Origin of the sequence: Pyxidicoccus sp. MSG2 (genome assembly GCF_026626705.1) — a bacterium.
Lineage (GTDB): Bacteria > Myxococcota > Myxococcia > Myxococcales > Myxococcaceae > Myxococcus.
In genome coordinates this window covers 8149414-8166354 of record NZ_JAPNKC010000001.1, presented here as the reverse complement: position 1 = coordinate 8166354, position 16941 = coordinate 8149414, and the positions used below count along the sequence as shown (strand labels likewise).

General features: G+C 71.2%; 15 protein-coding genes. 10 read left to right on the top strand and 5 right to left on the bottom strand.

Annotated elements, in window-relative coordinates; all coding sequences use genetic code 11:
- The first annotated feature begins 22 nt into the window (after positions 1-22).
- The 4 genes from OV427_RS32040 (at position 23) to OV427_RS32025 (ending at position 4266) form a co-directional block, all read left to right on the top strand.
- Positions 23-2035 (top strand): S41 family peptidase, encoded by a 2013-nt coding sequence (locus OV427_RS32040; RefSeq protein WP_267860005.1) that lies wholly within the window; start codon positions 23-25, stop codon positions 2033-2035.
- Between the two features lie 137 nt (positions 2036-2172).
- Entirely contained in the window at positions 2173-2778 is a 606-nt protein-coding gene (locus OV427_RS32035) for a CAP domain-containing protein (protein WP_267860004.1), read from the top strand.
- 49 nt (positions 2779-2827) lie between these two features.
- Positions 2828-3370, top strand: coding sequence for a DUF350 domain-containing protein (locus OV427_RS32030; protein ID WP_267860003.1), 543 nt, complete (start codon positions 2828-2830; stop codon positions 3368-3370).
- A 20-nt stretch (positions 3371-3390) separates the two neighbouring features.
- Positions 3391-4266 carry a hypothetical protein gene (locus tag OV427_RS32025; RefSeq protein ID WP_267860002.1) on the top strand — a complete coding sequence of 292 codons (876 nt, stop codon included), beginning with the start codon at positions 3391-3393 and terminating at the stop codon, positions 4264-4266.
- On the opposite strand, the gene OV427_RS32020 is transcribed toward OV427_RS32025, so the two are convergent.
- Both OV427_RS32020 and OV427_RS32015 read right to left on the bottom strand, forming a co-directional pair.
- Positions 4253-5011 (bottom strand): tRNA(His) guanylyltransferase Thg1 family protein, encoded by a 759-nt coding sequence (locus OV427_RS32020; RefSeq protein ID WP_267860001.1) that lies wholly within the window; start codon positions 5009-5011, stop codon positions 4253-4255. The genes OV427_RS32025 and OV427_RS32020 overlap by 14 nt on opposite strands.
- On the bottom strand, positions 4998-5471 hold the full coding sequence (locus OV427_RS32015) for an ATP-binding protein (protein WP_267860000.1): 474 nt from the start codon (positions 5469-5471) through the stop codon (positions 4998-5000). Before OV427_RS32015 ends, OV427_RS32020 begins: the two co-directional genes overlap by 14 nt.
- Positions 5472-5722: 251 nt before the next feature.
- On the opposite strand from OV427_RS32015, the gene OV427_RS32010 reads away from it, so the two are divergent.
- The 5 genes from OV427_RS32010 to OV427_RS31990 all read left to right on the top strand — a co-directional run bounded on the left by OV427_RS32010 (position 5723) and on the right by OV427_RS31990 (position 13838).
- A complete protein-coding gene (locus tag OV427_RS32010; RefSeq protein WP_267859999.1) occupies positions 5723-7639 on the top strand; it encodes an AAA domain-containing protein in 1917 nt (638 codons plus the stop codon).
- A gap of 214 nt (positions 7640-7853) precedes the next feature.
- Positions 7854-8033: a hypothetical protein gene (locus OV427_RS32005; protein ID WP_267859998.1), complete on the top strand. Its 180-nt coding sequence runs from the start codon at positions 7854-7856 to the stop codon at positions 8031-8033.
- 88 nt (positions 8034-8121) lie between these two features.
- Positions 8122-8982, top strand: coding sequence for an alpha/beta fold hydrolase (locus tag OV427_RS32000; RefSeq protein ID WP_267859997.1), 861 nt, complete (start codon positions 8122-8124; stop codon positions 8980-8982).
- A 240-nt stretch (positions 8983-9222) separates the two neighbouring features.
- Entirely contained in the window at positions 9223-12228 is a 3006-nt protein-coding gene (locus OV427_RS31995; RefSeq protein ID WP_267859996.1) for a choice-of-anchor D domain-containing protein, read from the top strand.
- 104 nt (positions 12229-12332) lie between these two features.
- A complete protein-coding gene (locus tag OV427_RS31990) occupies positions 12333-13838 on the top strand; it encodes a serine/threonine protein kinase (protein ID WP_267859995.1) in 1506 nt (501 codons plus the stop codon).
- A 198-nt stretch (positions 13839-14036) separates the two neighbouring features.
- Here OV427_RS31990 and OV427_RS31985 read toward each other — a convergent pair whose 3' ends face one another.
- The gene (locus OV427_RS31985) at positions 14037-14399 is read right to left on the bottom strand and encodes a GFA family protein (protein ID WP_267859994.1); all 363 of its coding nucleotides are present in this window, start codon (positions 14397-14399) and stop codon (positions 14037-14039) included.
- 71 nt (positions 14400-14470) lie between these two features.
- Here OV427_RS31985 and OV427_RS31980 point away from each other — a divergent pair, with 71 nt between their 5' ends.
- Positions 14471-15739, top strand: coding sequence for a hypothetical protein (locus OV427_RS31980; protein ID WP_267859993.1), 1269 nt, complete (start codon positions 14471-14473; stop codon positions 15737-15739).
- A gap of 3 nt (positions 15740-15742) precedes the next feature.
- Here the strand turns inward: OV427_RS31980 and OV427_RS31975 are convergent, their stop codons facing one another.
- Positions 15743-16201, bottom strand: a complete 459-nt coding sequence (locus OV427_RS31975) for a hypothetical protein (RefSeq protein ID WP_267859992.1) — start codon at positions 16199-16201, stop codon at positions 15743-15745.
- Positions 16202-16252: 51 nt separating this feature from the next.
- Positions 16253-16870, bottom strand: a complete 618-nt coding sequence (locus OV427_RS31970; protein ID WP_267863515.1) for a phosphate/phosphite/phosphonate ABC transporter substrate-binding protein — start codon at positions 16868-16870, stop codon at positions 16253-16255.
- Positions 16871-16941 lie beyond the last annotated feature (71 nt).

The following is a 16941-nucleotide window of genomic DNA, read 5'->3' as shown; positions in this document are numbered from 1 at the left end:
TTCCGGGAGCCCCGCCCTGGCAATGTCGTCGGCCCACGAACTGGTGCGCTTCTTCAGCCCGGGCAGCCACGCCTTCGAGCTGGATGCCGCGCTCGCGAAGGCGCTGGACGGCCCCACCGTCGACTGGGATGGCGCGGCCCGCGCCTATGCCGAGGTGCTCGAGGACGTGTGCGCGAAGGAGGCCACTCCCGCACGGCCCCTGCCCTCCGCGACCGTGGAGGACCTGGGCGACATCGCGGTCATCCACCCGGGCCCGGGCGAGGTGATTCTGCCGCCGAGAGCACGGGCCGTGGCCATCGACCTCCGGGGGCTGACCGAAGCTCCGGGCCTGGAGGAGGCCCTCGCGCGCGCCATCGGTGTCGCCAGCACCCGGCCCGTGGCGCGGGTGAGCCACCGCGTCCGCAGCCACCAGGGGCTGACGGACGAGTTCAACGCCCGGAACATCTATGCGAACACCACGGCCCTGCTGAGCGCTCCGCCGTACGCGCCCTGGGGTCAGGCGGAGCTGCCCGTGGCGCTGCTCACGAGCGCCGCCCTGCCTCCCACGGCGGCGCGCTTCGCGGTGGACCTGCGCGCGGCGGGACGCGCCTGGCTCCAGGGCGAGCCCGTGTCCACCGCCGCGGCGGAGTCCCGCTGGGTGCCCATCGGCGCGCAGGGGCTCGCCATCCGCGTCCTCCAGCTCTCGGACGCCGAGGGCCGGCTGCCGGACCTGCTGCCCGCGGACCGGCCGCTGCAGGGGGCCCTGGCCGACAGCCTGCGCGAGCTTCCCACGGCAGGCACGCCGGGCGCGCTGGACCAGAGCGTCCCAGCCGCCCGGGCTCGCATGGTGCCTCGGAGCCCGCAGCTCCAATCGCCTCCTGCGCCGGAGCAGTCCGCCGGCATCGCCCGCGCGGACCTGCTCATCGTCCACGGGGCCATGCGGCGCTTCTTCCCCTACTTCGCCGTCGTCGGGGACGGCATCGACGCGCGGCTGGAGGAGACGCTCGCCGCCGTGGACGCGGCGCCCGTGAGCCGCGAGCGCATCCGCCAGTTGCTGCGCCGGTTCGGTGCCGTCCTGCAGGACGGGCATGGCTTCGTCATCGACTCGAAGCCCCCCGCCACCGGGATACTGCCCGCTCTCCTGGAGGAAGTCGCGGGAGCGCCGGTGGTGCACCGCTCGCTGGTGCCACAGCTGAGGCCGGGAGACACGCTGGTGCGCATCGGGTCCATGTCCGCCGCCGACTGGTACGCCGAGGAGCTGGCCCGCACCTCCGCCGCCACGCCGGGCTACCGGTTCGACCTGGCCACGCGCAGGCTGGGCGAGCAGGGCGAGCCACTCACGCTCGGGCTGCGGGCCCTGGATGGCAGCGAGCGCACGGAGACGGTGCGGCCCTGGCCCCCCGCCGATGCGGCCGCGGGGTTGGGCCCCTGGGGCTCGCTGCGGCCGGCGGGATTCCTCGGGGACCTGGGCGCGCCGTCCGTCTACTACATCAACCTGTCGGGAGACGTGCTCACCGACCTCGGGGATTTCCTCACCCGCCTGAAGGAGGCGTCGGGCGCACGCGGCCTGGTGCTGGACATGCGGGGCTATCCCGGCATCGACCAGCATGCGGCCGCCCAGCACCTCCTCCAGAACACCGTCCGCTCCGCCATCTTCCGCATCCCGAGCTGGACGGGCCCGGACCAGCTCGACATGGAAGAGGTGCAGTACACCTTCCCGCCCCTGCCGGAGCCGTCCTTCACGGGCCCCATCGTCCTGCTGGTAGGCCCGCACACGGTGTCCGCAGCGGAGAACTTCTCCATCATGCTCGTCGCCCAGAAGCGCGTGCGGGTGGTGGGCCAGCGTAGCGCGGGCACCAACGGCAACGTCACCATGCTCCAACTGCCGGGAGCCTTCCGCTTCATATCCACCGGCGCGGAGGTCCTCTTCCCGGACCGCTCCACCTTCCATGGCGTGGGCATCGTCCCGGACGTGGAGGTGGCGCCCACGGCGGAGGACCTCGCCACGGGGAGGGACGCGGAGCTGCTCGCGGCCATTGAATTGCTGCTGCAATAGGATGGGCTGACGGAAACACACGAGCATGCGGGCCCCAGCCAGGCCCGCCCTCGACTCTCCGGGAGGAGCGGGCAGGATGCGTGGGCGGTCTGCTTCCCCCGAGGCGGGCCGCTTCACCTCCGACCAAAGGAACCGACATGGCCTCCCGCTCCCTTCCGCTGTTCCTCCTGGGTGCCGCCGTCCTCGGCGGCTGCGGCGCTCCCGAGTCGCCCGTCACCGAGACGGGCGAGGGCGCGCTCGTCCCCGCCGTGGAGACCTCCGAGCCGTCCAACGCCGTCTCCGCGTTCGCCTACTGCGACGACGTGACGACGTGGGATGCGAACTGGGCCAGCCTGGAGTCCCAGGTGCTCACCCTGGTCAACCAGCGCCGGGCCGCGGGTGCCACCTGTGGCGGCGTGGCGAAGCCCGCGGCGCCCGCGCTCACGCTCGACACCCGGCTGCGCTGCGCGGCGCGCCACCACTCGCGCGACATGGGGACGAACAACTTCATGAGCCACACCGGCTCGGACGGCACCACGCCGTGGCAGCGCATCACCTCGGCCGGCTACACGTACCGGAGCGCCGCGGAGAACGTCGCGGCCGGCTACTCCACCGCCGCCGCCGTGGTGAACGGGTGGATGTCCAGCACCGGCCACTGCAACAACATCATGAACGCCGGCCTGCGCCACATCGGCATCGGCTACTTCTACGCGCCGACGAGCACCTACAAGCACTACTGGACGCAGGACTTCGGCACGCCCTGAGCGGTAGAGTCCGCGGCGCGGCGCTCAATCTCGGAGCGCCGCGCCTCCTATGGACCTCGTCCTTCTCCTCGTCGGCCTCGTCAAGGTGGTGTTCGGCGGGCTCGTCGCCGCGCTCGGCATCTGGCTGGGGCTGCGCGGCCTGAGCCGCATCCTCGGCACCAACCCCGTGGAGGAGTTGCGCCAGGGCAACGCCGCCGCCGGCACCGTGCACGCCGCCAGCCTGCTGTCGCTGGGCCTGCTGGTGCAGCACGCGGTGCAGGCCACGTCGGACGCGGTGGACCTCACCGTGCGCACCCCACCCTTCCAGCCGCTGATGGTGGGCAAGCTCGTCGCCGTCGCGGTGCTGCACGTGGGGCTGTCCCTGGGCGTGGGCGTGGCGGTGCTGGCGATGGGCATCCTGCTGTTCGACCGGATGACGCCCGGCATCGACGAGCTGGCGGAGGTGCGCAAGGGCAACGTGGCCGCGGCGCTCATCCTCTCCGCCATCCTGGTGGTGCTCGCGCTGCTGACGGCGCCGGGGCTCCAGGCGGCGCTCAACGGCCTCATCCCCTTCCCGCAGCTGCCCGAAGGGACGCTGCGCGCACCCGCGTGACGTGACGCAAGGGCGCGCCCATGGCCTCCAGCTCCAGCTCCTGGAAGACGCTGTTCAAGCTGCTGCTCGCGGGCATCGCGTTCGGCAGCTGCTTCTGCTGCTGCGGGCTGGGCATGCTGGGGCGACTGGCCGACGTGGACGTGCGCGCGCCCCTGCCCGGCTTCCCGAGCAGCGTGCGCCTGGTGGACCTGGGCGCGGTGCTCCTCCCTGCCGACACGCCGCCGCAGCGCGCGAAGAACTACGAGTGGAAGGCGGAGAACATCAGCCCTCCGCAGCACTACGTCTCCTACGGGCTGGGCGAGGAGCTGACCCTGGAGCTGGAGGAGAAGCACGCCGCCCTGGGCCGGCGGCTGCGCTACCGCCCCACGGGCCCCGAGCGCTTCACCTACAACGCCCCGGCCGGGTGCACCGCCGACATGCGCTGCATCTACGAGGAGCTGATGCGCACCAACGCGGAGCCGGTGCACGCGCTGGGCGAGCGCTTCGTCACCTCCATCCGCGAGCGCGGGCTGGACGCCTCGCAGGCCGCGCAGCTCATCCTCGGCTTCGTGCAGCGCATCCGCTACGAGCTGCCGCAAGACATGCCCTTCGGCATCATCCCCCCGGCGCTGGTGCCCGCGCAGGACCGGGGGGACTGCGACTCCAAGGCGGTGCTGGCGGTGATGCTGCTGCGGCAGGCGGGCATCGACGCGGTGCTGCTCTACTCGGACCCGCTGGCGCACGCGGCGGTGGGCGTGGGGCTGCCCGGCAACGGCACCCGCCTGCGGCTCGGCGGGCGCAGCTACCAGTACGCGGAAGTCACCGCCGAGGGCTGGCCGCTGGGGATGATTCCTCCCCAGTACGACAAGCCCCGGCTGTGGAAGGTGCTCGCGCTGGACGCGGCTACGTCGGGCTGACGGCGAGGAGGCCGCGCAGGTAGTCCTCGTAGGCCTCCTTCATCGGAAGCTCCGAGTCCACCTTGAGCCGCCGCCGCGACGTCTGCGTGCGGTGGCCGTTGCGCGGGTCCACGCCCTCCTTCATGTACTGCTCCCAGAAGATGGCGGAGCCCCGGCGCTGCCAGAGCGGCACCTCGTTGAAGTTGATGCCGCGCTGGAAGAGCAGCTCGTTCTTGAAGCCCACGTTGCGGCCGTCCAGCTCGCGCGTGGCCTGGGTCGCCGTGCGGCCCTCCTTGCGCAGCGTCCAGTAGCAATAGCCATGCAGCGCGCACCGGCTGCCGTCCGACTGGCGCCACTGGAAGTAGTCCAGCACCGCGCGCTCGTTGGTGCCCAGCCACGCGCGACCGTCGAACATGGCCGGCACGCCCGCCGCGAGCGTGAAGGTGGCGCTGGCGAGGCCCGCGGACAGCGAGACGAGCTTCTCCATGGAGCGGTCGAACAGCGACCACTCCGGCCGGAAGAGGACGGAGATTTCGTCGCTCTGCGTGTACGCGTACACGCCCTGGAGGTCCTCCAGCAGCGCGCTGGCGGTGCGCACCATCAGCTGGTGGAAGGCCGGGTCGAAGGGCTTCTCGAAGCGCTCCCCGGTGAAGCGCGAGAAGCCCCGGCCGTCCACGCGCAGCACCGTCCACGCCCCCGGCAGCAGGCGCAGGCCGTGGAACACCTCTCCCTGTCGCATGCGGGTTGCCAGCTCATCCGGTTCCATCGGCCTCCTCCTTCCAATCCTCGACGCGGAAGTCGCCTTCCGCGTTCAACGTCACGTGGTACAGCGCATCGAAGCCCTCGGCACGGCCTGGGCGCTGGAGCTGCTTCACGGTGGCGAACAGCGCCACCTCCGGCACCCTCGCCCGTCCCTGCCGTTGGGCGTTGCGCTCCAGGCACACCTTCAAGTCCGAAGCGAAGTAGTAGCCGACGACGCGCGCGCCGTGCGCCCGGCCCAGGGCGATGAGGGGCGCGCGCACCTCGGGCGACGGGTTCGTGTTGTCCACCACCACCGAGCGTCCCGCCGCGAGCGCCTCGGAGATGTACCGCCGCTGCCTCGCCTCCTTCCGGCGCGCGTGGGGCCACAGGTCCTTGCTCACCAGCACGTGCGTTTCAGCGAAGCGCTGGCGCTGGAAGCTGCTCTTCCCCGAGCCCTGCAGGCCGATGAACAGGACCAGTTCCATGGCGGAGCCTCATTCGACGTGGCGCCGCCTGGACGCCTGACGCCGCTCCCCTTCAGTGACACCGACGCCAGCGGATGTCATCCGCTCGCATGCTCGCAGGCTCCCGATGACGAGGCAGGCAACCCGCCCTGGGCCCGTGTTCCCCCCGGGAGCATGAAGCCCGTGGGCATCCGTGCCACTTCCGCCCGCCCGGCGACACGGCTCGCGCGGAGACGCTGGCCGTCCCTGCGTCCCGGTGGCATGACGTGCCCATGGCCCGTGACGTCTCGTTCTTCGACCACCTCGGCTCGCTCCTCTCCCGGGAGCGCGAGGCCGAGAAAGCCCGCCTGGCCGCCCTGGCCGAGAGCCTCTCCCTCGCCGAGCGCGAGGAGCACGGCCTGTCCGTCCTGGACCTGGAGTCCATCGAAGAGGAGGTGGGCCTGGGCGGCCGCTACCTGCTCACCCTCGCCCGCGCCGACCGGCGCCCCCTGCCCACGCGCCTGCACAACGGCGACCTCGTGGCCGTCCTCCCCCGCCGCGCGGAGGTGAAGGAGCCCGCCCGCGCGCTCATCTCCCGCGCCACCGCCACGCGCATCCAGCTCGCCTTCGACCGCGCCCCGCCGCCCTATGTCCATGAAGGCCTGCTCCGCCTGGACGTCGTCCCCAACGACGTCACCTACGACAGGCTCCGCGCCGGCCTGCAGCGCATCAAGGCCATGGACAAGGGCACCGAGCGCCGCAAGCGCGAGGTGGTGCTCGGCAACGAGCCCCCGCGCTTCGACAAGCCCCGCGACTTCGAGCCCACCCGCCCCCTCAACCCCGAGCAGCTCGACGCCGCCTCCCGCGCGCTCGCCGCCGAGGACTTCTTCCTCATCCACGGCCCGCCGGGCACCGGCAAGTCCACCGTGCTCGCCGAAATCGCCGCCCAGGCCGTCGCGGACGGGAAGCGCCTGCTGTGCACCGCCGCCAGCAACGCCGCCGTGGACCACCTGCTGGACCTCTGCCTGGACAAGGGCCTGCGCGCCATCCGCGTGGGCCACCCAGCCCGCGTCGCCCCACGCCTCCAGGAGCACACGCTGGACATCGTCGTGGAGGACCACCCGGACCGCGTCGTCTCACGCGACCTCTTCGAGGAGGCCTACGATTTGCTCGGCTACGCGCGCCGCCAGCGCACGCAGGGGCGCAGCCGCGCGCGCTTCGCCAACGCCCGTGCCTCCTCCACCGAGGCCAAGAGCATGCTCGACGAAGCCCGCGCCCTGGAGAAGAAGGCCGTGCGCGCCGTGCTCGCCCGCGCCGACGTCGTCTGCGTGACGCTCGCGAGCCTGGGCTCGAGCGTGCTCGCCAGCGAGGAGTTCGACCTGGCCCTGCTGGACGAGGCCACCCAGGCCACCGAGCCCCTCGCGCTGCTCGGCTTCCTGCGCGCACCCAAGGTCATCCTCGCCGGAGACCCGCAGCAGCTCCCGCCTACCGTCCTCTCCCAGGAGGCCGCCAAGGCCGGCCTCGGGGTGAGCCTCTTCGAGCGCCTCCTCAAGGACCACGGCGAGGGCGTCAAGCGCATGCTGCGTGAGCAGTACCGGATGAACGCGGCCATCATGGACTTCCCCTCGCGCGAGATGTACGGCGGCGAGCTGCGCGCCCACCCGTCCGTGGCGGACCGCACGCTCGCGGACGTCCTCACGCCGGGCGCCGAGGTGGATGCCCCGCCCGTCATCTATCTCGACACCGCCGGCAAGGGCTTCGACGAGGAGGTGGAGCCCACCACGCGCAGCCTCTTCAACGACGGCGAGGCCGGCCTGATTGAAGCCCGCGTGAAGGCCCTGCTCGCCCTGGGACTGTCGCCGCGCGAACTGGCCGTGATTACGCCCTACAGCGCCCAGGCCCACCGCCTGCGCGAGCGCGTGGAAGCGCTCCACCCCGACGTGGAGGTGGACACCGTGGACGCCTTCCAGGGCCGCGAGAAGGACGCCATCCTCGTCTCACTCACCCGCTCCAACGGCGAGGGACAACTCGGCTTCCTCACGGATTTGCGCCGCATGAACGTGGCCCTCACCCGCGCGCGCCGACACCTCTTCGTGGTGGGCGACTCCGCGACGCTGAGCGGCCATCCCTTCTACGCGCGCTTCATCGAGGGCACCCAGGCCACCGGCGCCTGGCGCTCCGCCTGGGAGTGGCCAGACGCCATGGAGTGACAATGCGGCCCCGGTATGGGTCCACTCCGACCCGACCCTGCGGTACTACGCAAGGAGTGCGAGTCACGAGCGCCTCTTTTGTCGCAGCGCTGCACAATTTTTGTCACCCCGCCCGCCTGGATTTGGGGTGTTGTCCTGGAATTCCGAGCGCTTGGACACAGAGCATTGTCCGGCACGGAACATGCTTTCTCCCCCGGTGGGGAGGAACCGCCAAATGTCTCAACGGCCCACTGTGACGCAGGAGAACGACGTCTGGGTTCTCCGTATCGAGAAGGACAACGGGAAGATGCAGGAGTACCGCTGTGCGACGGAGAACCAGGCGCGGCAGCTCGCGACGGTGCTCTCGAAGCCGGACACGGGCGGCCCGCCGCGCGCGCCGGCGGAGCCCCGCTAGAGGACTCCGCCTTCCATCCGCCGGCCACAGCGCAGGCGGCGATTCTCACGCGGGCCGTTAACGGGTAAGGCACGGGGCAGGAGGCTCCGTGCCCGCACCTTTCGAGTCCCTCACCGTTGATGCGCAGGGCCTGCCCCTGCACGTGCGCCAGCGCCACGCGTCAGGCGCGCCGGCCGTCCTGTTCCTCCACGGCTGGCTGGACCACTCGCACAGCTTCGACGCGCTCACCGCGCACCTGCCCGACGACTGGCGCCTGGTGCTGATGGACTTCCGCGGCATGGGCAAAAGCGGGCACGTGGCCGGCGGGGGCACCTACCACTTCAGCGACTACGTCCTGGACGTGGAGTCGGTGCGCGCCGGGCTCGGCCTGGACGCGGTGCACCTCGTCGGGCACTCGCTGGGCGGCATCGTCTCGCTGGCCTACGCCGCCGCGCGGCCGGACGAGGTGAAGAGCGTCTTCCTCATCGAGAGCATCGGTCCCAGCGGCGGCGCGCCCACCCAGGCGCTGGGGCGACTTCGCGGCTTCCTCGACGACTCGCGCCGGCCGCCCAACCGCAAGCGCTACCCCAGCGTGGAGGCCGCCGCCGCGCGTCTGCGGGAGAACAATCCGTCCCTCCCCGAGCCCGCCGCGCTGCACCTCGCCCGTCACGGCACGGAGGCCTTCGAAGACGGCGTGGCCTTCACCTTTGATCCGCGCCACCGCCGCCGCTTCGGCATGGCCTACGACGAGGCGCAGTGGCTGGCCGTGCAGGCCGGAGTCCGGTGCCCCGTGCGGCTCATCCGCGGCAACGAGGGACTGGTGCCCGACGAGGCCCTGCTGCGCCGCCGGCTGGACGGACTGCCCACGCTCGCCGGGCCGACGCTCATGTTCCCCGGGGGCCACCACCTCCACATGGAATACCCGGAGGACGTGGCCCGCGCCGTCACCGACTTCGTTGGTGGAGCCTGACGGAGCCTGAGCGAAGCCCGGAGGGAGCCTGAACTCCCTCCCAAAAGGTCGGGAAAAACCTTTCACCCTCCAGGGCAAGACTCTTCCTTCCTTCCTCCAAGCGGGAGCCGCCGCTCCGCAACCCCCTGATTTCACGAGCCCGTTTCCCGCGCGCCGGTTGGTACGCGAATTGATTAGGGAGGGCGCGGTGGATCACGCGCCGGGCTGGGTTGGGGTTGGGAGAAGGGTGGGGAGCGGAAGATGAGGATGGGGCTGAGGGGGCGTTTTCTCGCGCTGGCGTTGCTCGCCACCACCGGGGTGGCCTGCCACGAGGGGGATGAGACCCGCGCGGTGCAGGCAACGGCGGTGTTGGACGTGGACGTGCTCGACTTCGGCGAGGTGCCGGTGGGCGAGTGGCGTGAGAAGGAAGTACGCATCCGGAACGTCGGCTACGTGCCCTTCTTCGCGCTCGACGCGCTGGGGCTCGCCGGCAACCCCTCCTATGAGGTGGAGCTCGGGGAGGGCGGCGGAAGGGTGGAGCCGGGCGAGTCGCACCTGGTGCACGTGCGCTTCCACCCGCTGAAGGAAGGCAATACCGAAGAGACGGTGCACGTGACGACGGACGCCAACCAGGGCTCCCAGGCGCAGGTGCGCGTCATGGGCCTGGGGACGCCCACGCCCATCGGCGTGTACCCGCCCCTGCTGGACTACGAGACGCTGGAGGTGGAGAGCGACCGCACGCTGGACGTCACCGTCACCAACCCGGTGGACCTGCCGCTGACGCTGGTGGTGCAGGGCGACAATCCGGACCCCTTCACTCCGGACACCATCACCATTCCGCCCTTCGCCTCGCAGAAGGTCAGCACGAAGTACCTGCCCCGCGCGCTGGGCAGCATGGGCGCGCGCCTGGAGCTGCGCTCGTGCGAGGGCTGCACGCCTTCCGTGGTGGACCTGAAGGGCAACTCGGTGGCCAACGCCTTCGCGTTCGACCCGGCCCCGGTGCCGTTCGACCAGATTCCGGTGCACGAGCGCACCGAGTCCTTCACCCGCGCGCGCAACATCACCTGGCGCCCGGTCACCATCTCCAAGCTCGCCACCAGCGACCGCGCCTTCCAGCCGCTCTCCAAGCCGGAGGGCAGCACGGTGCAGCCGGGCGAGACGGTGGAGGTGAAGATGGAGTTCGCCGCCCGCTTCTCCGGTCCCAACGTGGGCGACCTCACCGTGCACTACGCGTCCGACAAGGCGCGCCAGTCGCAGGTGATTCTGGACGCGCGCGGTGGCCGGCCCACGCTGGCGGTGACGCCGGTGGCGCTGGACTTCGGCGAGCTGCCGGTGGGCGGCAAGGTGGAGCGGGTCATCCGCATCACCAACGCGGGCAGCAATGGTGACCTACGCTTCACCGGCGTGCGCGCCGACGGCGCCAGCACCCAGTTCAATGTCGACGTGCCCACGCGCGGCACCCAGCGCTACGCATGGACGGGCGGCGCCTGGCCCACGCTGGACTCGGCCGCGCTGACGATTGCCCCCGGCAACGACGCGCTGGAGCTGAAGGTCTACTTCGAGCCCAAGGCGGAGGGCAGCTGGCAGGCCACGCTGTACGTGCGCTCGGACGACATGTTCAACCCGGAGCGGGCCATCGTCCTCACCGGCCGGGCTCGCGCGAGCGGCCCCTGCGTGTACGAATTGCTGCCGCAGCCGGCGATGGACTTCGGCAACGTGGTGCCCGGCCGCGGCGCGGTGCTGGGCTTCTACTTCCGCAACCCGGGCCGCGCCGAGTGCGCGGTGAAGGACATCCACCTCTCCAACGACGCGGGCGGCGCCTTCTTCATGCCCGGCGGCAAGCTCACCGGTGGCGTCGTCGTCTACGACACGGCCTTCAGCGCCATGGTGGCCTTCCGGCCCCCGGCGGAGGGCAGCTACACGGGCGAGCTGAAGATGACGGTGAACAACCCGGCCTACCCCACGGTGACGCTGCCCCTGAAGGGCGTGTCGAAGGCGAGCTGCCTCGTGGCCACGCCGTCCTTCGTGGACTTCGGCCCCATCCGCTACGACTGCGCCGCGGCGCCGCGCAAGACGTACATCTCCAACCGCTGCAGCGAGCCGATTACGGTGTCCGACGCGGAGGTCGGCAACGGCACCAGCACCCAGTTCAGCCTGCTGACGCCGCTCACCACGCCGCGCACGCTGGGCCCGGGCGAGGGCTTCGAGCTGGAGGTGGGCTACGCCCGCAACGTGCACGGGCAGCACTTCAGCCCGCTGTACCTGCGCGCCGACACGGAGGCCGACCCGTTCCTCGTCCCGCTGCTCGCGGAGACGAACCACGAGGGCATCCAGGTGGACCGCTACACGCAGGGCACCGACAGCCAGTTGGACGTGCTCTTCGTGGTGTCCAACACCACCACCATGTCGCCCTACCAGAGCCGACTGAAGGCGGCGATTCCGGACTGGCTGAAGACGGCGAAGGAGCAGGGCGTGGACGTGCGCGTGGGCGTCACCAGCACGGGCCTGGTGGCCCGGGGCGCGCAGTGCGGCGGCGGGGCCAACGGCGGCGAGGCCGGGCGCCTCTTCCCGGTGAATGGCAGCAACCCGCGCATGGTGTCCGGCAACAACGCCAACGCGGCCAATGACATCCAGGAGAACCTGGACGTGGGCCTGTGCCACAACCTGGTGCAGGGCCTGGAGACGATGCGCGCGGCGCTGTCCGCGCCGCTGTCCGAGCAGACGGACGACCCGCGCACCGCGCAGGCGAACGACGGCAACGCGGGCTTCACCCGCGCGGCCGCCCGCATGGCGGTGGTGGTGCTGGCCGACGAGGACGACAACTCCGGCTTCAGCCCGGACAGCTACATCCAGTTCCTCCAGACGCTGAAGGGCACGGGCATGTCCCACCGCAGCCAGCTCTACGCGCTGGTGCCCACGGACAGCAGCTGCTCCACCGCCGGCAACGAGGCGGACCGCTTCGTCAGCGTGGCGCGCGGCACGGGTGGCCAGGTGGAGTCCATCTGCCGCTCCGACTACCGCCCGCTGCTCGAGTCGGTCATCCAGCGCGCCGGGGCCCTGCAGGCGGACTTCCCGCTCACCGCGGACCCCACGGGCACGACGGAGATGACGGTGCGCGTCCAGGGGCAGGTGCTGCCAGGCAGCCGGTGGACGTATGACGCGGACAGCAACTCCGTCGTCTTCAACGCCGACGCGGTGCCCACGCCCGGACAGGCCGTGGAGGTGCGTTACCGCAGCGTGTGCAAGGCCCCTCCGTCCTCGCCATGAGGTTTCACGGACTCGGGGGTTGACACGGGAGTCCGTGCCTTGCGGGAAATGATGCGCCGCGGGCTTCCGCCCCCTGCCCCGGCGCGGCTATCGTGGCGGTCGTCGTGGAAACGTTCGGCCGCTACGAGCTGCTCCGGAGAATCGCCGTCGGCGGCATGGGCGCTGTGTACCTCGCGAGGCAGAAGGGCCCCGTGGGCTTCCAGAAGCTGCTGGTGCTCAAGCGGCTGTTGCCCCACCTGTCCGAGGACGACGAGTTCATCCAGATGTTCCTCGACGAGGGGCGCATCGCCGCGCACCTCAACCACCCCCACATCGCGCAGATCTACGACCTGGGCGACGTGGACGGGCAGTACTTCATCGCCATGGAGTACGTGCACGGCGAGGCGGTGGGGCCGCTGGGCGCGCGGGCGCAGCAGCGCAAGGTGGTGATTCCCCTGGGGCTGAAGTGCCGCATCATCGCGGACGCGGCCGCGGGGCTGGACGCGGCGCACAACGCGCGCAGCCCGTCCGGACGGAAGCTGGCGCTGATCCACCGGGACGTGTCTCCGCAGAACGTGCTGGTGGGCTTCAACGGCGGCGTGAAGATCATCGACTTCGGGGTGGCCAAGGCGTCCGGGAAGCTGTCCCAGACGATGGTGGGCACCATCAAGGGCAAGCACGCGTACATGTCCCCGGAGCAGGCGCGGGGCGAGCCGCTGGACCACCGCTCGGACGTGTACGGCCTGGGGACGGTGTTCTACGAGCTGTTGACGCTGACGCGGCTGTTCAAGCGGGACACGGAGCTCGCCACGCTCAAGGCGGTGGTGGGGGCGAAGATCCTCCCGCCGTCGGAGGTGGTGCCGGAGATTCCCAAGGCGCTGGACGCGATTGTCCTCAAGGCGCTGGCGCGCAAGCGCGAGGAGCGCTTCTCCACGGCGGGTGAGCTGCAGCTCGCGCTGGAGGAGTTCCTCATGCAGCAGAAGCTGCACGCCACCGCCACGCACCTCGCGGCCTTCATGCAGGACATGTACTCGGAGGAGCTGGAGGAAGAGCGCTTCGCCGCCGAGCCCACCGTCATCCACTACGACCCGAAGCTCGCGGCACGGCTCGCGGCGAGTGCGCCACAGGCCGGGGCGAAGCCGGCGCGGCCGGGTGGAGGTTCGTCTGCTTCGGCGGCACCGGTGAAGGGCGCTGGGGGTTCGTCCGCGTCGGCGGCGCCCGTGCCGGGCCGGAGCGTCTCGTCCGTCTCGGTGGCGCCGGTGAAGGCCCCTGGGGGCTCGTCCGCATCAGCGGCGCCCGTGCCGGGTGCACAGGGCCGGACGGTTTCGTCCGCGTCGGCGGCGCCTGTGCCCGCGACTCACGGCAGGAACGTGGGGAGTGGTTCGTCCGCCGCGGGTTCGCCCGGTCCCTCTTCGCAGGCACGGAGCGCGGGTGGCGGCTCTTCCGCTTCCGCAGCACCCGTGCCGGCGTCGCAGGCGCAGGGCAAGAGCGCGGCGGTGAGCAAGTCACCGGCTGCGGCACCAGGCACGAAGCCCGCCCCGGCGAAGTCCGCTCGGCCTCCGGCGGAGGAGGCACCTCCGCCCCGGCGTGCGCCGCCTCGCGGTGGAGGCCACGGCGAGGGCGAGCGGTAGCGGGCCAGTCCTCCGCCGATGCTGGCGGGCCATGGGCAGCTCAGCTCCGCGAGGACCCGGGTGCCGACTGGAGCCGTTGCCGGACTTCGGAAACCTCTGCCTCATCCGGCACACGCACAGTCGGCGCCCCGTTGAAGCCCCAGGTCCAGAAGCACGGGCACCCGGGTACCGGAGCCCGCTTCTCCAGGACCGGCAGGCCTACCGGTCCCTGCCGTTGAACTTCATCACGTTCAAGCTGTCGAGCTCCACGCCGTCCAGGCAGCGCACGTTGATGGCGCGCATCTCCTTGCCATCCGGGCCCGTGCCGCGCGCGAACGAGCGCACGCCGCACGTGGAGCAGAACAGGTGGTGGATGACCTTCTTGTTGAACTGGTAGTCGGTGAGGTCCTTCTCCCCGGACTTCAGCGTGAAGTTCTCCACGGGCACGAAGCTGAGCATCGTCCCCGTCTTCTGGCAGATGGAGCAATTGCACGCCACCGTGGGCTTGGACAGGTCCAGCTTCACGGAGTAGCGGACCTTCCCGCAGTGACAGCCGCCTTCGTAGCTCTTGAGCTCGGTCATGCGCGCATCCTGCCGCCATGCCCACGGGCCTGCATTGGAGAAATGCGACACGGGTTAGCATATGGACCGCCATGGCCCTCCCCCACTCCATCCACGGTGTCGGGCTCCTGCTCGTGCTCGTGCTCGCGCTGGGCGCCTGCACACCGAGCTACGTGCGCCACACCGCCCGGGTCCAGGCATTGGCCGAGGCGGAACAGTATCCCGAGGCCCTGCGGGAGCTGGACGCCGAGGCGGGACGCGAGTCGCTGGACCGGCTGCTGGTGGTGGCGGACCGGGGCGCCCTGCTGCACCGGGCCGGCGAGTGGGAGCAGAGCACCCGGGCTCTCCAGGAGGCGGCGGAGCTCGCGGACGAGCGCGAGACGGTGCGGCTGTCCGAGGAGCTCTTCGGGCGCGCGCCCTGGCGGATGGGGACGCTGGAGCGCCAGGCGCTGCACACCCTGAACGCGCTCAACTTCCTCCTGCTCGGCCGGCCGGAGGAAGCGGCGGTGGAGGCCCGGCTCACGGACGCGCTGCACCTACGACAGCACCTGGAGGCACGACACCGCACGGAGCTGGAGCAGAGCCTCGCGCTGGTTGCCTTCGACGAGGACTTCCGTGCGTACCTGGAGCGGCTCGCATTCGGCCTGTACGTGAGCGCGCTGGCGCACGAGCTGGCGGGAAACGAGGAGTCGGCGTTCATCGACTACCTGGACGCCTGGCGCGTCACCCGCCTGGCGCCCCCGGGAGCGCCCTCGCAGCTGACGCACCTGCCGCCGAAGCTCGTCGCGGAGGCCCGGCGGCTGGCGCGCCCGGAGCTGCCAGAGCTGAAGCGGCTCCTGGCGGATTCGACGGTGCCCGCCACGCCTGAGGCGGGGGAGCTGGTCGTCTTCGTGGAGGCTGGCCGCATCCCCGAGCGCTGCCTGCTGTCCCGTGGCGGCACCCAGGTCTGGTCCGTCTGTGCGCGGAGCTGGTCCCATGAGAAGGCCCGGGTCGAAGTGGCCGGCCAGTCTCAGACGGCGGAGACCGTCACCTCGCTGGAGAACCTGCTGCTCCGCCGTGGCGCGCTCGGGGCGCTCGCCGACACCGAGCGGGCACCGTCAGTCGCCGTGAATCTGGGCACGGTGGTGAGCTGGCTGCTGGTTCCTCCGGTGGGGGCGGCGCTGGTCATCCGCCGGGTGGCGGAGGTGAACAACCGGATGGCCCAGGGCTGGCTCAGCCTCCCCGCCGAGTTCCAGGTCGTGCGCCTGTCAGTACCGAAGGGGCGGCAGGTGGTGCGAATCCGGACGGGAGCCCGGGAGCAGGTGCGCGAGGTGGACATCTCCTCCGGCAGGCCCGCGGTGCTCGTCGTGCAGTTGGAGTGAGCACTACCGGGCGCGTTGCCCAGCGAGGCGCGCACCCTCCTGGAACCTCCGCGCGTCCTCGGGGTGGAAGCGTTCGAGGAGCCGCAGCTCCAGCTCCACCGCGCGGGCCGCGGGGTCCGAGAGATTCGGCGCCGGGTCGCCCTGGCGGACACGGAAGACGCGCACGTAGCTGCGCCCCTCCGACTCCCAGCCCCGGAGCAGGAGCCCGTAGGACTCCGGAACGTCCCCCTCCCCGTTGAGCGCGGGCACGGAGAAGGTGCGCACACCCTGCTCCGTCGCCTCCTCGCCGCGCCCCGTCAGCTCCTTCGCCCCGGTCCAGAGGCTGTCGAGGGGGACGTCGTAGGCATAGTCATAGAGCTGCTGTTGCAGGTACCCCTCCTCCGCGAGGCCCTGGCGGATACCGCCACAACCGGCGAGGAGGACGGCTCCCGTGAGGCACAGGCGGCGAAGGAGGAGACGCATGCCCGTGCAGTCAAGCCCGCCATGGCCGCTACGACAAGCCGGCGCGGGCCCCTACAGGCTCGCCAGCGCCACCCGGTACAGCGCCCGGTAGCCCATGCGCGGCGCGGGCTCGAAGCGGTCCGCGTTGAAGATGTCCTTCAGCAGCGCCTGCCCCTCCGCCGACGCCTGCAGGCCCAGCAGCGAGGACTCCAGCGTGCCCACGAGCTCCGGCGGCAGCCCCATGGCCACGGGCACCCCGTCATTGGGCGCCTCGTCAGTGTACGCAATCAGCTCGAAGCGGCGCCCCGCGCCAGGGCCCAGCACGTCCTCCACACCCGTGGCGAACGTCAGGCCCGTGGAGGCCGGCGGGCAGAAGACGCTCGCCACGTCCGCCTTGCCGTCCAGCACCGCCTCCAGCGCGCCCCGGTACGAGCCGGTGAATTGCTGCGCGGTGAAGGCCCGTGTGGGCTCGTGCCCCTGCGCCTTGAGGTACGCGGTGGGCAGCAGGTAGCCCGCCACCGAATCCCGGTCCACCCACGCCGCCGTGGTGCCCTTCAGCCGCTCCACCGTCAGCCCCGCTCCCGCCCGGCACACCAGCGCCGACCGGTACGCGGAAATAGCTCCTCCTGGCGAGAGAAAAACTTGCCCCTGCGCATACTTAGCCCTCAATCCATGGAAAGAACCGAACAGCAGCCATCAACAACCCATAAGCGTCTGAGAGCACATGGATTTCTGGAAACGCTACGGGTCCACGCCTTCCG

Bases quoted from the DNA above. Each gene is read 5' to 3' on its own strand.
- OV427_RS31985 (WP_267859994.1), bottom strand. From the start codon at position 14,399: ATGACCGAGCTCAAGAGCTACGAAGGCGGCTGTCACTGCGGGAAGGTC.
- OV427_RS32040 (WP_267860005.1), top strand. From the start codon at position 23: ATGTCGTCGGCCCACGAACTGGTGCGCTTCTTCAGCCCGGGCAGCCAC.
- OV427_RS32005 (WP_267859998.1), top strand. From the start codon at position 7,854: ATGTCTCAACGGCCCACTGTGACGCAGGAGAACGACGTCTGGGTTCTC.
- OV427_RS32020 (WP_267860001.1), bottom strand. From the start codon at position 5,011: ATGGAACCGGATGAGCTGGCAACCCGCATGCGACAGGGAGAGGTGTTC.
- OV427_RS32025 (WP_267860002.1), top strand. From the start codon at position 3,391: ATGGCCTCCAGCTCCAGCTCCTGGAAGACGCTGTTCAAGCTGCTGCTC.
- OV427_RS32035 (WP_267860004.1), top strand. From the start codon at position 2,173: ATGGCCTCCCGCTCCCTTCCGCTGTTCCTCCTGGGTGCCGCCGTCCTC.
- OV427_RS32030 (WP_267860003.1), top strand. From the start codon at position 2,828: ATGGACCTCGTCCTTCTCCTCGTCGGCCTCGTCAAGGTGGTGTTCGGC.
- OV427_RS31980 (WP_267859993.1), top strand. From the start codon at position 14,471: ATGGCCCTCCCCCACTCCATCCACGGTGTCGGGCTCCTGCTCGTGCTC.
- OV427_RS32010 (WP_267859999.1), top strand. From the start codon at position 5,723: ATGGCCCGTGACGTCTCGTTCTTCGACCACCTCGGCTCGCTCCTCTCC.
- OV427_RS31975 (WP_267859992.1), bottom strand. From the start codon at position 16,201: ATGCGTCTCCTCCTTCGCCGCCTGTGCCTCACGGGAGCCGTCCTCCTC.
- OV427_RS31995 (WP_267859996.1), top strand. From the start codon at position 9,223: ATGAGGATGGGGCTGAGGGGGCGTTTTCTCGCGCTGGCGTTGCTCGCC.
- OV427_RS32015 (WP_267860000.1), bottom strand. From the start codon at position 5,471: ATGGAACTGGTCCTGTTCATCGGCCTGCAGGGCTCGGGGAAGAGCAGC.